The following is a 15,703-nucleotide window of genomic DNA, read 5'->3' on the forward strand; positions in this document are numbered from 1 at the left end:
AAAATCCTAAAAAATAGAAGTAATTGCATCTAAATTAACCCTTAAAACCAATTGAATGATAAATCAGTTTAAAATAGGCCTGCTAATTCTTTTGCTAATGCCTTTGTTCATGCTTCAGGCGCAGGAAAAAAAAGAAGACAGTCTGTTTATTCCAGAAGCAAAATCCTTTATATCAAAACACGAAATCATCAACGGTGGAAAAACTATCAGGTATATAGCAACAGCTTCTGAAACTTACTTAAAAAATGAGAAGAATACACCAGTGGCATCTATCTGGTCTGTTGCTTATACCCTGGAAGGTATAAGCGATCTTACAAAAAGACCGGTTACTTTTGTTTTTAACGGGGGGCCGGGTTCGGCTTCTGTATGGCTCCATATGGGGATGTTTGGTCCGCAATTAGTAAAGGTAAATTCAGATGCCTTAGAAGACGATGGGGCGGCTCCTTATAATCTAATTACAAATAAAAACGGTCTTTTGGATCTGACAGATCTTGTTTTTATAGACCCTGTAGGTACAGGGTACAGTCGGGTGGTGGGAAAAGGCAAAGTTGAGCAATTTTGGGGGTTAAATGAAGACGCTGCTTCTATTGCAAAATTTATGAGACAATGGATTACTGAAAACAACAGATGGCTTTCGCCTAAATATATCGCAGGAGAAAGCTTTGGAACCACCAGGGCTGCAGCGGTTGCGAATGCACTTGAAAAAGGAGGGCAAAATATGGCTTTGAACGGTTTAATTCTTATTTCCCAGGCTTTAGATTATGCCGGTTCTACCTCAGTACACGACAATATAACTTCCTATTTAACCTACCTGCCAAGTATGGCTGCAACGGCCTGGTATCATAAAAAAGCAGGGATGGGAAAAGAATTAGAACCCTTTCTAATTGAGGCACGGGACTTCACCTATAATGTTTATAGTCCCGCACTTTATAAAGGTTCATTATTAAGCAATAGTGAAAAAAATGAATTAGCCGAAAAGCTCAGTTATTTCACAGGGCTGAATAAAGACTATATACTAAAATCTGATTTAAGAATTTTGATGCCTCGTTTTCAAAAACAACTACTATCAGATCGCGGACTGGCTGTAGGACGTCTGGACGGTAGGTTTATGGGCGATGAAGTTGATAAAGTTTCCGAAACACCTCATCTTGGTGATCCGGCAGACTATCAGATAAGTTCTGCATATACAGCATCCTTAAATCATTATTTTGACGATAAACTTAAAGTTAAAATGGACCGCCCTTATATAACCTCTAATGACTCTATTGGCAATAAATGGAGATGGCGTCCTGTTCCTGATGGTAAATTTTGGGAACCCTCAGCCGTAAATGTTGCACGAAAATTAGCAGAGACGATGAAAAGAAACACAGAGATGAAAGTATTTGTAGCCAGCGGTTATTATGATCTTATCTGTCCATTTTTCGACGCGGAATATACATTTTCCCGAAATGGTATTAGCAGAGAACGTGTTAAAATGGGCTACTATGAAGCCGGGCATATGATGTATACCCATGAACCAGATTTCCTAAAATTATCTCTTGATATCAGGGAGTTTTTATCCAATTGATTTATTAATATTTTTATTCTGTTTTTAAAATCCTGTTGTACATTTAAATCATTAACACTTTTAATAGCTGACCATGAAAAAAATCTGCATACTATTTTTAACATTTTTTACAGGCTTCCACGCAGCTAAGGCTCAAACTCAGGAAGACCGATTGCCATTGTTAAAAAAAGAAGTTCAGGAGAAGGTAGAGGCAAGAGCTAAAATGGCTCAGGTAATGGTAGATAAGGTATTCAGTTTTTCTGAACTGGGTTTTCAGGAAGAACAAACATCCAAATACATTACCGATATTTTAAAGGAGAATGGATTCGAAATAGAATATGGGATATCGGGGGTTCCAACGGCCTGGTGGGCCAAATGGGGAACAGGAAAACCTGTTATTGCCATTGGAAGTGATCTGGATTGTATTCCAAAAGCATCTCAAAAACCGGGCGTAGCCTATCATGATCCTATTGTGGAAGGTGCCCCGGGACATGGAGAAGGCCACAACTCCGGAACACCGCTTAATGTCGTGGCAGTGCTTTCCGTAAAAGAAATAATGGAACGCGAAAAAATTCCAGGTACTCTGATTATATGGCCAGGAGTGGCAGAAGAACAATTAGGAACTAAAGCGTACTACACGAGGGACGGTTATTTTGATGATGTTGATCTTTGCATTTTTACACATGTTTCCAATAATATGAATGTCTCTTACGGTCCTGCAAGAGGTACGGGTATGATTTCTGTAGAGTATACTTTTGAAGGAGAATCCGCACATTCGGCGGGGTCTCCCTGGAGGGCCAGAAGTGCAGCCGACGCCGTTGAATTAATGAATATAGGCTGGCAATACAATCGGGAACACCTGCATCCTCTGGGAAGATCTCACTCGGTAATAAACAATGGAGGCGATCAGCCCAATGTGGTCCCTTCACAAGCTTCTATCTGGTATTATTTCAGGGAAATTACCTACCCGAAAATCATGGAGGTTTATGAAAGAGCAAATGATATTGCAAAAGGTGCGGCCATGATGACAAGGACCACAATGAGCAGCAAGATTTTGGGAACCGCCTGGCCAAGACATTTCAATAAACCGATTGCAGAAGATATGTATTCCAATATTTTGGAAGTAGGCTTACCTGAGTGGAGCGAAGCGGATCAAATGCTGGCAAAAGCAGTTCAGCGTGAAGTAAACTCGCCTAAAGACACAACAGGACTAGCCGTAAAATTGGATACCATAGGTCTTCCGGTTGTAGAACCCGTGAGTGGCGGATCGGATGATATTGGTGATATTTCCTGGAAAGTTCCTACAGTTACACTTAGGTATCCTTCGAATATTCCAGGATTACAAGGGCACCATTGGTCTAATGCTATTGCTATGGCAACCCCAATTGCTCACAAAGGAGTAATAGCCGGAGCCAAAGTTGAAGCCATGACGCTTCTTGATTTACTTTTAAAACCGGAACTGGTAGAGCAGGCATGGAAATACTATAATGAAGAACAGATAAGTAAGCAAAAATATGTTCCCATGGTCTCCGAAACAGATAAACCTGCAATCTATCTTAATAAAAAAATTATGGAAATATATGCTCCAATGTTAGTTCCATTTTATTACGATGAATCCAAATATGATTCTTATATAGAACAATTGGGGATATCATATCCAACCTTAAGAAAAGATCAATTGGAACAACAAAAGGAAATGAAGTGAAAATGAGTGTTCTAAAAAATTTAATGTCGTTCGTCCTGTTTTTTATCCTCGCAAGCAGTTGTAAGCAAAATGAAGGAAAACAGGTGCCAGAAATAAAGTTACCGCGCATAGCAATAGCGGGCCTGGCTATAGAATCTAGTACTTTTTCTCCCGCTCAAACCCATGAAGAAGCATTCCATGCCAGGGTTGCAGAAGATGTTTTCACCTTTTATCCGTTTCTTGCTGAAGATTCAGTTAACCGAAAGCGGGCTGAATGGATCCCTACCTTAAGGGCGCATGCCCTTCCGGGTGGGATTGTCACTAGAGAAGCCTATGAATCTCTGGTATCCAAAACGCTTACCATGCTTAAAGAAAATGGCCCATATGACGGTTTATTTTTTGATATTCATGGGGCAATGAGTGTTGTAGGCCTGGAAGATCCGGAGGGCGATTTTATCCTGCGTGTCCGTGAAGTGGTTGGATATGAAACCCTGATATCCACCTCAATGGATTTACATGGCAATGTTTCCCGGCGCCTGGCTGAAAACTCAGATCTGATTACCTGTTACCGAATGGCACCCCATGAGGATGCTCTGGAATCAAAAAAACGAGCAGTTGATAATCTTTTAAGCAGATTAGAAAACGGGAAAGGAAAACCAAAATATAAAGCCTGGATAGCAGTTCCAATACTGTTGCCGGGAGAAAAAACCAGTACCAGGATAGAACCGGGAAAAAGCTTGTATGCAATGCTGCCTGATGCTACAAAAAGTAAAGGAGTCATTGATGCTGCTATCTGGATCGGATATGCATGGGCAGATGAAGCCCGTAACCATGCAGTGGTAATGGTAACAGGAGATAATGAAAAAGAAGTGGGTGATGCCGCAGAAAAGTTAGCACAGCATTTTTGGCAGGTAAGGTCAGAATTTGAATTTGTGGCCCCTACCGCCACTTTATTGGAAAGTCTTGACATGGCCATTGCCAGTAAAAAGAAACCTTTCATGATCAGCGACATGGGAGACAATCCTACCGCCGGAGGTGCAGGAGATGTGAGCTGGACTTTAAACGAGATACTAAAAAGAAAGGAATTTAAGTCGGGACAAGGGCCCTCTTTAATCTATGCTTCCATTCCCGGTCCGGAACTAATTGAAAAGGCCAAAGAATTAAAGGTAGGAGATCCTTTAAAGGCCTCGGTTGGAGCCATGGTCGATGACAGATATGCAGGACCTGTTGAATTAGATGGGGTTATAATGGCCATTGAGCATGGCGATAAACATGCCGAGACCGAAGTAGTAGTGAGAATAGGCAGTGTGGATGTAATCGTAACCAAGAAGCGCAAGCCCTACCACAAAGAAGTAGATTTTACCAGTCTTGGGTTGGACCCAAGAAATACAGATATTGTAGTGGTCAAAATTGGTTATTTAGTGCCTGAATTATACGATATGAGGGGCGATTGGATTATGGCGCTTACCCCCGGAGGAGTAGATCAGGATCTGGAACGCCTGGGATATAAAAATATTATTAGACCTATGTATCCTTTGGATAAGGACATGGAAGAACCGGATTTAAAAGCGAAGTTTGTGCCAGTCTCAGGTAGAGCTCAATAGAATAGATTTGCTCTTAAGCTTTTTATTAGGATTTTGTTTAAACAGATAACTTTTAGCTATGAATTCATCTCTTAAAATTGCACTTGGCAGTTTATTTATTGTTTGTCTGATCAATTGTAAACATGAAATTAAAAAAGTTGATCAAGAAGACGTAATTGAAACGATAAAACAAGAACTTCCTGAAGTTGCCGGAAACTATGTATCAGATTATTATCAGAAAAGAGATGAAGGTTATGACTGGATTGCTATTTCGGTAAAAGATATAGGTGAAAACACCATTGCTATCTCGGTTAGATCTCGCGCAGATAAAAAGAAGCCTACCTGTACCCTGGATACAAAAGCCTATAAGGTTAATGATTCCCTATTTACTTCCGCTGTGAATGGTCTAACCGTGATGTTTACTTTTCATAAAGACACACTCAATATCAGTACTGAAATAACTGAACAAGCAGATGGCCTGCAGTATTACTGCTCCGGAGGCGGCAATTTCATAGGAAATTATGCAAGAATAGATGGGGACCTAGACCAAACTCAGATAGATAGGACAATTTTTTCCAGGACTTTAGAATTGCAGGGCATTGGATTTTTGGTCTCCTCTACGACTATAGAGTTCGGGAAAGAACTTCAAATAACTCCATATGGCCTGGAAGTAGATAACAACCCCATCACGCATATCATAGAGGGCACTGTTATAAATGCGGAAATTGAAGATCTAAACTCCGATGGTTTTCCCGAGCTATTGGTATACCTTTCATCAGATGGTAGTGGAAGTTACGGGGATGTTATTGGTTATTCTGTAAATAATGGAAAATCAATTAGTGCTATATATTTTCCTCCTGTCTCAGAAAATGATGAGCTTAAAAAAGGGTATATGGGCCATGATGAATTTTCAATTATAGAAACCACACTGGCGCAGCGATTCCCAATTTACAAGGAAGGAGATACCAATGCAAATCCAACCGGAGGAATAAGACAAATTGAATACCAACTAGTCGATGGAGAAGCCTCAAGAAAATTTGTGATAAAAAACAGCACCGATTTTCCTGAATAAAATTAATAATCAATATTTTTTGACGTCCTCTTTTTTCAATCACGGATTTTACTACATTTAGAAGGTGTTGTGATAACAGAATACGTTTAACAAAAAAATCCATTTTATAACACCTATTTTCCTTGAACACCCTATAGATGCAACTTTTTTTCATTAAAACCACCTAATTCGTTTAAAATCATGAGAACAGTGTATTTCCTTTTTCTCTTCGTAATACAAGTAACACTTTCTGCACAATCTACCGCACAGCTAATTGAGGAAATAGATTTAAGAAACATTGCCCCCGGTCAATTAGAAACCTATTGGCTTAAAATAATAGATAATGGACTGTCTCAGCCCATTTCTATACCAGTCATCATAGCAAAAGGGAAAAATCCCGGGCCCGTATTAGGCTTAACAGCTGCCTTGCATGGGAATGAGCTTAATGGTATTATGGTAATACATAAGGTACTTGAAGATATGGATATCAACTCTTTAAAAGGAACTATTATAGCTATTCCCGGCTTAAATGCTATCAGTATTCCATTACACCAAAGAAGGTATATTGACAAAGAAGACCTAAACCGGAATTTTCCCGGGAAAGAAAAAGGAAACAGATCGCAACAATATGTCTGGCAGATCAATTCAAAAATACTTTCTAAAATAGATTACCTGGTAGATATGCATACGGCAAGTTTCGGAAGGGAAAATACCCTTTATGTCAGGGCAGATCTTAGCGATCCCAAAATGGAAAAAATGGCTTTGCTTCAGAATGCAGATATCATCTTAAACAACAAAGGGGTGCCAAGTGCCAATGATCAAATATCTGCTACAAGAACAATGCGAGCTGAAGCCATATTAAAGGGAATCCCTTCAATTACCATAGAATATGGAAACCCGCAGGTCTTTCAACCTGAAATAATTGAACGAGGTGTAGACGGCATTGAAAATATAATGAGTTGGCTGGAGATGACTGACAACAAAATTAAAGTTGAAACAACAGCCACTGTATGTAAAAAATCGTATTGGATATATGTAGATAAAGGCGGATACCTTGAGGTGAAGGCCCAATTGAATCAAAAGGTGAAAAAGAATGATTTAATTGCCGTCCTAAGGGATCCATTTGGAGCGACAATCAAGGAATATCTTAGTCCCGAAGATGGAATTATAATTGGTAGAAGTAGTAATCCGGTTAATATGAATGGAGGAAGAATTATACATTTGGGAATTCTTCAAAACGCTGACGAATGATTCCGTGGTTAATCAGCGGTTTTACCGTTATATTAGTTTACTTTTTAAACCAATGGGAGAATAAGCACATTAAATCTCTGCTTGATTGGTTTCCCGCTATTTTGTTTGCATACCTTATTCCGGCAGGAATTACCGCCTTAATGGACATAGATCTTTCTCAAGACGAGATTCACGATTACAGTAAGCTCTATTTTATTCCATTGGCCATAATTGCAGTAATGAGCAGTTTGTCTTTTCTCCAATTAAAATCAATTGGATGGAAGCCCATTGCGGTGTTTGTTGCAGGCTCATTTTGGATCGCAGTATTCCCTTTTATTCTGGCACTATTTCTGTTGGATAGTGAGCTGATCTCAGAATTATTTATCAATCAGGAGTATTGGAAAGGTATTCCACCTATTGTAGGCGGATGGATTGGCGGAAGTACAAGTCAATTAGTGCTTAAAGAGTTGGTAGAATGTCCTGAAAATATTTTTTTAACGGTATTGGTAATGGATAACATTCTGGTTAACATTTGGACTATCCTTATGTTTCAAGGCATTAAAGAAAGTGATTTTTTAAACCGGAAACTAAAAATTACTAATTTGTCTATGCCGGAAGCCATTAAAAAGCGAGAAGGAAAAAGCCTAAGTCCTCTGCTCTGTTTTCTGATTTTAACGACTTTTGTTTTTATCATTAATGCTTTGGTTGACAGTTTTGTGATAAAAATTATTGTTTTGTCTGCTATTGGATTGCTGTTAAGTAGTCTAATTAAAAACTGGAATTTTGGATTTGTGCTAAAATTTGGTGGTATTCTTATCCTTGTCGTAATGGCCGTTCTTGGACTGAAATTGAAATTTAGTCTGGTAGAATTTGAGTTGGGCTTTCTTGGATTTATGATTGTCTGGTTGTTGAGTCATTTTATCATCTTATTATTGGTCGCAAAACTTTTAAACGTGAATACAGCTTGGGTGCCTATAGCCAGTATGGCAAATGTAGGTGGCATAGCTACTGCACCGGCAGTTACTGCAGCTTATGAACCTAAATGGATGCCTCATGCAATTATATTGGCCATCCTGAGTATGGCTACCGGTACATTTTGGGGGATGTTGACCATTTTCCTGTTTAGGAGTTATTTTTTCTGATTTGTATTACCTATTTCAGAATAAATATATTCTTAAACAAAAGGTTTTTAGGACCTATGTATAGATTCTTCTGGCAGGAAGTTTACTAATTTTAGATTACGTACCTCTCAGGATTGCATAAACCTCCAGGCTATTTTAGTTTAAATTCAAAGTTTATGTTTTAATATATTAAACCCTCTCAAATGAATGAAACTTTAAATCAAAATAAAGAAAATGCCATCGCATTTTACAAAATGGCATATTATGGTAACCCAAAAAAAGCGGTGGAATTATATGTCGGTGCGGAATACATTCAACACAATCCACTAGTTGGTGACGGGACTCAACCGTTTATTGATTATTTTAATAGGATGGCTAGTGAATATCCAGACAAATCCATTGAGTTTAGGAGATCTGTTGCTGAAGGTGATTTGGTAGCCCTTCATACGCATCAGATTTGGCCGGATAATGAGGAGTATGTTACCATGGACTTCTTTAGGTTTGATGCCAATGGTAAAATTGTGGAACATTGGGATTCTATGCAACAAATACCAAAGACTTCGGTGAATAACAATACGATGTATTGATAATTAGGACGAATAAACCAAACTATTTTTCTACCTTTAATAGTAGTATTTAGCACCCAGATGACCCAGTGATTTAGTATTGCTATAATTTGAGTTTTATGGCTACTTAAAGTATATCAAACCCTAAAAAAACTGATTTATAGAAGCATAATTAGTTCAAATTGAATGTTCGGTGAATAAGCTAAGAAAAATCATATCAGAAAATTTAACAGGGAAAAAAGTCGCCTTTCTGTTCTTTCTTACCAATCTTGTTTATGCATTCATGCTTTTTGTAACCATTCCAAAAACAGTTGCTTATTCCGGTGGAATGAAATTATTGGATATGATGCCACAGGGATACAATTCCGAATATGTAAATGAACTTTTCAGCAAGCTTGGAGAAGAAGGCCGAGGAGTTTACTTATTTAATCAAATCCCTGTTGATATGATCTACCCTTTCCTTTTTGGAATAACCTACTCCCTGTTAATTGCCTTTTTTCTAAAAAAATTGGACAAATTAAATACCCCTTTTTTCTATTTGTGTCTGGTCCCACTCATAGCGGGTATAGCTGACTATCTGGAAAATATTGGAATAATCACCATGATAAATGATTATCCAGACCTATCAATTACCCAAATCAGCACAACAAACTTTTTTACGCTAATAAAGAGTCTGTCGACAACTCTATTCTTTTTGATATTGATTGTGATTATTATTGTAGTCGGAGTTAAGCGTTTAAAATTGAAATAATCCGGCAAAAAATAATAATATGATTACCCCGGATTACCTTAGTACAAGGAACTACCTGAATCCTGATAATAGTCATAGGATTTAATATTCAACCTATAGATTTTTGACAATATTTAATGTATATAACTAAATGACCTACATTGATTATTATAAGGTTCTGGGTGTAACTAAAAAGGCTACCGAAAATGATATTAAAAAAGCCTATCGGAAAATGGCCCGAAAATACCATCCTGATCTAAATCCGGACGATAAAGAAGCAGAAAAAAAATTCAAGGAAATAAATGAAGCCAACGAGGTTCTAAGTAATCCGGAGAATCGCAAAAAATACGATAAATACGGGAAGGACTGGAAACATGCCGAAGAATATGAAAAAGCACAGCAGCAGCAGCGGCAATATCAAAGAAGTGGCCGTCAAGGAGGCTCTGCCCAATATTCGGAGCAAGACTTTTCAGACTTCTTCAGTTCCATGTTTGGTGGAGGATCTGCAGGAGGTGGGGGTAGAAATGTACAATTCAGAGGGCAGGATTACAATGCGGAATTACAGTTGGAACTGGGAGATGTCTATCGCACCCATAAACGAACGCTGACTGTAAATGGCAAAAATATCAGGTTAACAATTCCGGCAGGCGTTAAGAACGGACAGGTAATCAAAATTAAGGGCTATGGCGGTGAAGGAGTTAATGGTGGCCCAAAAGGGGATTTGCATATCAAATTTTCAATCCTTAATCACTCCAAATTTAAACGTGACAAGGACAACCTCTATACAACGATTGATCTGGACTTATATAAAGCCTTATTGGGAGGGGAAGTAGTTATTGACACTTTTGATGGAAAAGTAAAGCTAAAGGTGAAGCCGGAAACAAAGAACCTGACGAAGGTAAAATTAAAAGGTAAAGGTTTCCCAGTGTACAAAAAAGAAGGTCAGTTTGGCGATTTGTACATTACGTATCACATAAAATTACCGTCAAATTTAAGCCCCAAGGAAAAGGAACTATTTGAGGAGCTGGCAAAACTAAGATAGATATGGAACAAAAAGATTTTATACCAATCGTACAGTTATGCGAACATTATAGCGTGGAAATTTCATTTTTTAATGAACTACATGATATGGGTTTAATTAATATCACAACGGTTGAAAAAACTTCTTATCTTCATCAGGAGAAGATAAGTGATGTGGAAAAAATGATTCGAATCCATCAGGAACTAAATATAAATACTGAAGGTATAGATGCCGTTTTCAATTTGCTGCAAAAAATTGATAGTTTACAAAATGAATTGAATAAGCTTCACAATAGGCTGCGCTTATACGAAAATGATTATTGAAAAAATTTAGAGGAACATTTAAGAAAGATTATTAATGACCGTATTATTCCAATATTAAATTAATGAATTCCTTAGAACTCATAAGAGAATGGATGTTAGATCATCCAACTTCAACAACATTAATAAAATACTTTGTACTGGTATTGTTGATAATTGGGTTTATTCAGTTCCTTAGAAGATTCATTCGTAAAAATTTACCAAACACTAAGGTTAAATATAAGTCTCAAAAGGGAATAGAAGTCATTGGTTATTTGATCCTGGTAATTCTTACGCTCTCCTATTTTACGGGAAATATTAAGGACTTCACAGTAGCTATTGGGCTTTTATCAGCGGGGATTGCAATTACCCTTCAGGAGTTAGTCTTAAGCATTGCAGGGTCTTTGTATATTTTCTTTGTAAAAGTGTATATACCTGGCGATAGAATAGAGATAAATGGAATTAAAGGCGATGTTATTGATGTAGACAGCATTTATACGACTATGATGGAAATTGGGGAATGGGTTAGCAGTGATAATTACAGTGGAAGAATAATTAAATTGAGTAATGCTTTCGTTTTCAAAGGCCCTATTTATAATTATTCCAAGGATTTCCCTTTTATATGGGACGAGTTTAATTTACCTATCAGGTATGGGTCAGATGTTGAAATGGCAAAAGAAATTATAATCAAGGTAGCCACTGAAAATTTGTCTGAATATGTAGCAAACTCCATTACTAAATGGAAGGATGTTGTTGAGCGATATTATATCGAAGATGCCAAGGTGGAACCTACTTTGGCAATTACCATGACCGATAATTGGATTGAGTTCAACCTGAGATATATTGTCGATTATAAAAAAAGGAGGTTTACCAAACATATATTAAATGAATTGATTGGCAAAGAGTTTAAAAAAACCAATGGCAAAGTAATTTTGGCTTCTTCAACCGTTGAAATAGTGGGAATTCCAATAGTAAATATTAACGAAAAAGGTATAACTCAAACAGACAATGATAATTCCTAAACAAAATTTCATCCCCTTCTTTTTAATTTCACTGCTAATTTCATGTAGCTCACCGCAAAAAGGGGATCAAAAAATTGATTCAGCTGCCAAATCCGTCTCCACATCCTATGACCCTCCTATTTTCTACAATGACAATCGTGTGGAAAAGATAAAGAGTATTTCTGGCGAAATGCAGGAACTGATGGAGGAACATTCAAAAGAGCGCAAAATACCCGGGGTTGCATACGGCATAGTAATAGATAGTGAACTCATTCTTGCAGGGGCTACCGGGCTGCTTGATATTACAAAGGAACTACCCGCAACTACCGGGTCTGCATTTCGAATAGCATCGATGACCAAAAGCTTTACGGCTATGGCTATTATGAAACTGCGAGATGAAGGAAAATTATCACTCAGTGATCCGGTCGCTGATTATATCCCCGAAATGGCATCACTGAAATATCTCACTTCTGATTCTCCTGTCATTGATATTGAAAACCTCATGACAATGACAGCCGGCTTCCCGGAAGATAATCCCTGGGGGGACCGTCAATTAGATGAGTCGGATCAAATGCTCATAAATCTTCTTGCTGAAGGTATCGCATTTTCTAACCCTCCCTCCTATACATTTGAATACAGTAATACGGGATATGCCCTATTAGGTAATATTATTAGCCATGTCTCCGGAATGCCTTATCAGCAATATATCACAGAGAATATTTTACTGCCACTTGGTATGAAGCATACCTATTGGGAATATGATAAAATTCCAAAGGAACAGTTGGCGATTGGATACCGGTGGGAAGATGATCAATGGAAACCTGAACCCATGCTTCATGACGGATCTTACGGTGCCATGGGAGGATTAATAACTTCTATAGAAGACTTTAGCAAATATGTTAGTTTTCACCTTTCTGCCTGGCCACCCAGGAGCGATGCGGATAACGGACCCGTTCAGAGAAGTACGTTGAGAGAAATGCATACGCCTCAATTTTCAAGCTTAAATAAGGAAGCCACAGACTTCAACGAGAAACCTTGCGCAACTGTATCCGGCTATGGATACGGATTAGGGATCCATACTAATTGTAAAGGCCTAAAATTGATCAGACATGGGGGTGCACTACCCGGTTTTGGAAGTAATTATGTATTTTATCCAGACTACGGAGTTGGGATAATGGCCTTTGGTAATCTTACCTATACAGCTCCATGGCCCCTTAAAAAAATAGAAAAATTACTATTTGAAAACCTGGACTTAGAGCCTCGAAAACTTCCCGCATCAGCTATTTTAAGGGAAAGACAGCAACAAGTAAGTCAATTAATTCAATACTGGAGTCCTGATTTGGAAGTGGAACTGTTGGCAGAAAACTTTTATATGGATAAATCCCGGGCCCACAGGATGGCGGAGGCAAAAGAAATTTTTGACAAAGCAGGTACAGTTCTCAGCACGAATGAAATTAAACCCGAAAATCAACTCAGAGGTAGATTTAGCATTAAAGCGGAGAACGGAGTCATTAATGTTTTTTTTACACTTACGCCTGAAAAAGAAGCGAAATTACAGCAACTTAATGTATCATTTGAACCTGGAGAATCCTAAAAGAAGTAAAGAGTGCAATCGCACTCTTTACTTGTACTTAGAGAAATAACATATCTTTAAAGCCTATTCAACCATCTCTTCTATTCCGGTTTCTATATTGTGCTTTATTAAAAACTCCTCAACCACTTCTTCCAGGCTGGGTTTCCCAATAGATTGAAGGTCATAAAAAACCCGGGTGCTTGGTTTTCTAATATTTATCACCCTGTTTAAATCTATAGGCGTACCAATAACTACTGCATCGCAATCACAACTATTTATAGTCACTTCCAAATCCCTGAGTTGGTGAACACCATATCCCATGGCCGGTAATAATTTTCCAATTTTCGGATAAGTCTCAAAGGTATCCTTCAATTGCCCTACAAGGTATGGCCTGGGATCTACGATCTCAGAAGCCCCAAATTTTTCAGCAGCCAAAGTACCTGCCCCAAGTTTCATGCCTCCATGAGTTAATGTTGGTCCATCTTCTACCACCAACACCCTTTTATTTCGGATTACGGAAGGATCTTCAACACTTATTGGCGAGGCAGCATCAATTACAATTGCGTTTGGAACAACTTGAGTAATTAATCTTCGGAGTTTATCAATATTTTTGGGGCGTGCACTGTCTATTTTATTAATAATAACAATATCAGACATCCTTAAAGTGACTTCTCCAGGATAATATTTTGTTCCATGGCCTACTCTGTGAGGATCCGTAACGGTAATATGCAAATCAGACACGTAGAATGGAAAATCATTGTTTCCTCCATCCCATACAATGATATCACAACCATCCGGATCATTCTCAGCCGCCCTTATAATATCTTCATAATCCACTCCTGCATAAATGACATTTCCTCTGACAATATGAGGTTCGTATTCTTCCATTTCTTCAATGGTACAGTCGTATTTCTCCAGATCTTCGAGGCGGGCATAGCGCTGTACCCTCTGTGCCTCAAGATCTCCATAGGGCATAGGGTGCCGGATAGCCACGACTTTAAGTCCATTTTCAATTAGGATTTCAATCAATCGCCTGGCAGTCTGACTCTTACCACAACCTGTTCGGGTTGCGCCAACACTAATTAGTGGTTTAGTGCTCTTAACCGAGGTTTCTTTTCTGCCCAGTAAGACAAAATTTGCACCCGCAGTATTTACCAGGGCACTTTTATGCATTAGCTGTTCATAGGAGACATCCGAATAAGAAAAAACAACATCATCAATTTTGAGATCAACAATTAATTGTATAAGGTCTTTTTCATCATAAATTGGTATGCCGGAAGGATATAATTCTCCCGCCAGTGAAGGTGGGTATTTACGATTTAAGATATTAGGAATTTGTGCTGCCGTAAAAGCTACTACCTCATAGCTCTCATTATCCCGGTATACGGTATTGAAGTTGTGAAAATCACGGCCGGCAGCTCCCATGATAAGGATTCTTTTTTTTATCATGTTAATTAATTTTTAGATACATTTATTCCTTCGAAGATATCCTAAGATTAATGCACTGGAAATGATAAAAATCATATTCAACGCCGCACATATGAAAACAACTAATAATATGGTTAAAAGTTATCTGACAATTTTAATGGTTTTTGCTGCTATTTTTATTTTGGAAGGCTGTAGCTCTCAAAAAAGCACTATTTATTGGGTAAACAGCGTGAAAAATAACTGCACCAATGGCGCAGGTCAGACGAAATGCTTAATGATTCATAAAGGTGATTCCATAGACACGCCACAGTGGGAATTATTCTATGCCGAAATTGAGGGATTTACTTGGGAACCCGGATACTTTCAGAAAATAGAACTTAAAGAAGAAATTTTGGATAAAGAAAATTTACCGGCAGATGCATCCGGCATTAAATACTCTTTAATAAATGTCCTGGAAAAACAAAAGGATAGCCGTTTTGACCTGAATGCAAAGTGGATCTTGTACAGTATCCATGGAAATCTCATCAGTCCGGGCAACCCTCTTCCAACCATAGAATTCAAACTTTCTGAAATGAGGGTTTTTGGAAACAATGGCTGCAATAACTATTCGGGAAGCATTGAAAACATAACTTCAGATACAATAACATTTGGTCCTGTGATGAGTACAAAAATGATGTGTATGGAAATGGCTGTCCCGGATACTTTTGACCAGGCTCTGTTCAAATCATTAAATTACAAGGTCGATAATCAATTTCTTAAATTCACCGATGGCAACGGAAATGAAACTTTGTCTTTTAAAAAAGAAGATTTATAAAAGCCCGGTAATTCTAAAATACCACAAGGACTGTGCTGGAGCGAGGTTGTCTACAA

The 15,703-nt window shown here is 38.2% G+C and carries 14 protein-coding genes; 13 read left to right on the forward strand and 1 reads right to left on the reverse strand.

All coding sequences use genetic code 11. The annotated features are described in order from the left end of the window. Positions 1-55: 55 nt before the first annotated feature. From Q0874_RS12480 to Q0874_RS12535, 12 genes are all read left to right on the forward strand, one after another. A complete protein-coding gene (locus Q0874_RS12480; protein ID WP_299163652.1) occupies positions 56-1,567 on the forward strand; it encodes a peptidase S10 in 1,512 nt (503 codons plus the stop codon). A 73-nt stretch (positions 1,568-1,640) separates the two neighbouring features. Beyond that, positions 1,641-3,251, forward strand: a complete 1,611-nt coding sequence (locus Q0874_RS12485) for a peptidase dimerization domain-containing protein (RefSeq protein ID WP_299163654.1) — start codon at positions 1,641-1,643, stop codon at positions 3,249-3,251. 2 nt (positions 3,252-3,253) lie between these two features. Next, a complete protein-coding gene (locus tag Q0874_RS12490; RefSeq protein ID WP_299163655.1) occupies positions 3,254-4,834 on the forward strand; it encodes a M81 family metallopeptidase in 1,581 nt (526 codons plus the stop codon). A 58-nt stretch (positions 4,835-4,892) separates the two neighbouring features. Continuing rightward, a complete protein-coding gene (locus Q0874_RS12495; protein WP_299163656.1) occupies positions 4,893-5,885 on the forward strand; it encodes a PliI family lysozyme inhibitor of I-type lysozyme in 993 nt (330 codons plus the stop codon). 180 nt (positions 5,886-6,065) lie between these two features. Beyond that, on the forward strand, positions 6,066-7,115 hold the full coding sequence (locus Q0874_RS12500; protein ID WP_299163657.1) for a succinylglutamate desuccinylase/aspartoacylase family protein: 1,050 nt from the start codon (positions 6,066-6,068) through the stop codon (positions 7,113-7,115). After that, positions 7,112-8,236, forward strand: coding sequence for a DUF819 family protein (locus Q0874_RS12505; protein WP_299163658.1), 1,125 nt, complete (start codon positions 7,112-7,114; stop codon positions 8,234-8,236). The genes Q0874_RS12500 and Q0874_RS12505 overlap by 4 nt, the downstream gene beginning before the upstream one ends. A gap of 182 nt (positions 8,237-8,418) precedes the next feature. Further along, positions 8,419-8,802: a nuclear transport factor 2 family protein gene (locus tag Q0874_RS12510; RefSeq protein ID WP_299163660.1), complete on the forward strand. Its 384-nt coding sequence runs from the start codon at positions 8,419-8,421 to the stop codon at positions 8,800-8,802. A 172-nt stretch (positions 8,803-8,974) separates the two neighbouring features. Continuing rightward, entirely contained in the window at positions 8,975-9,532 is a 558-nt protein-coding gene (locus Q0874_RS12515) for a hypothetical protein (RefSeq protein WP_299163661.1), read from the forward strand. A 130-nt stretch (positions 9,533-9,662) separates the two neighbouring features. Further along, positions 9,663-10,553: a J domain-containing protein gene (locus Q0874_RS12520; RefSeq protein ID WP_299163663.1), complete on the forward strand. Its 891-nt coding sequence runs from the start codon at positions 9,663-9,665 to the stop codon at positions 10,551-10,553. 2 nt (positions 10,554-10,555) lie between these two features. Then, on the forward strand, positions 10,556-10,855 hold the full coding sequence (locus Q0874_RS12525; protein ID WP_299163664.1) for a chaperone modulator CbpM: 300 nt from the start codon (positions 10,556-10,558) through the stop codon (positions 10,853-10,855). 62 nt (positions 10,856-10,917) lie between these two features. Then, positions 10,918-11,853 carry a mechanosensitive ion channel family protein gene (locus Q0874_RS12530; RefSeq protein WP_299163665.1) on the forward strand — a complete coding sequence of 312 codons (936 nt, stop codon included), beginning with the start codon at positions 10,918-10,920 and terminating at the stop codon, positions 11,851-11,853. After that, a complete protein-coding gene (locus Q0874_RS12535; RefSeq protein WP_299163667.1) occupies positions 11,840-13,426 on the forward strand; it encodes a serine hydrolase in 1,587 nt (528 codons plus the stop codon). The genes Q0874_RS12530 and Q0874_RS12535 overlap by 14 nt, the downstream gene beginning before the upstream one ends. 63 nt (positions 13,427-13,489) lie before the next feature. Here the strand turns inward: Q0874_RS12535 and Q0874_RS12540 are convergent, their stop codons facing one another. Further along, positions 13,490-14,854 (reverse strand): cyclic 2,3-diphosphoglycerate synthase, encoded by a 1,365-nt coding sequence (locus Q0874_RS12540; RefSeq protein WP_299163668.1) that lies wholly within the window; start codon positions 14,852-14,854, stop codon positions 13,490-13,492. Positions 14,855-14,945: 91 nt separating this feature from the next. Between Q0874_RS12540 and Q0874_RS12545 the strand changes: the two genes are divergently transcribed. Continuing rightward, a complete protein-coding gene (locus Q0874_RS12545) occupies positions 14,946-15,647 on the forward strand; it encodes a DUF4377 domain-containing protein (RefSeq protein ID WP_299163669.1) in 702 nt (233 codons plus the stop codon). The last annotated feature ends 56 nt before the right edge of the window (positions 15,648-15,703 follow it).

The organism is uncultured Eudoraea sp. (genome assembly GCF_947490415.1).
Taxonomy (GTDB): domain Bacteria; phylum Bacteroidota; class Bacteroidia; order Flavobacteriales; family Flavobacteriaceae; genus Eudoraea.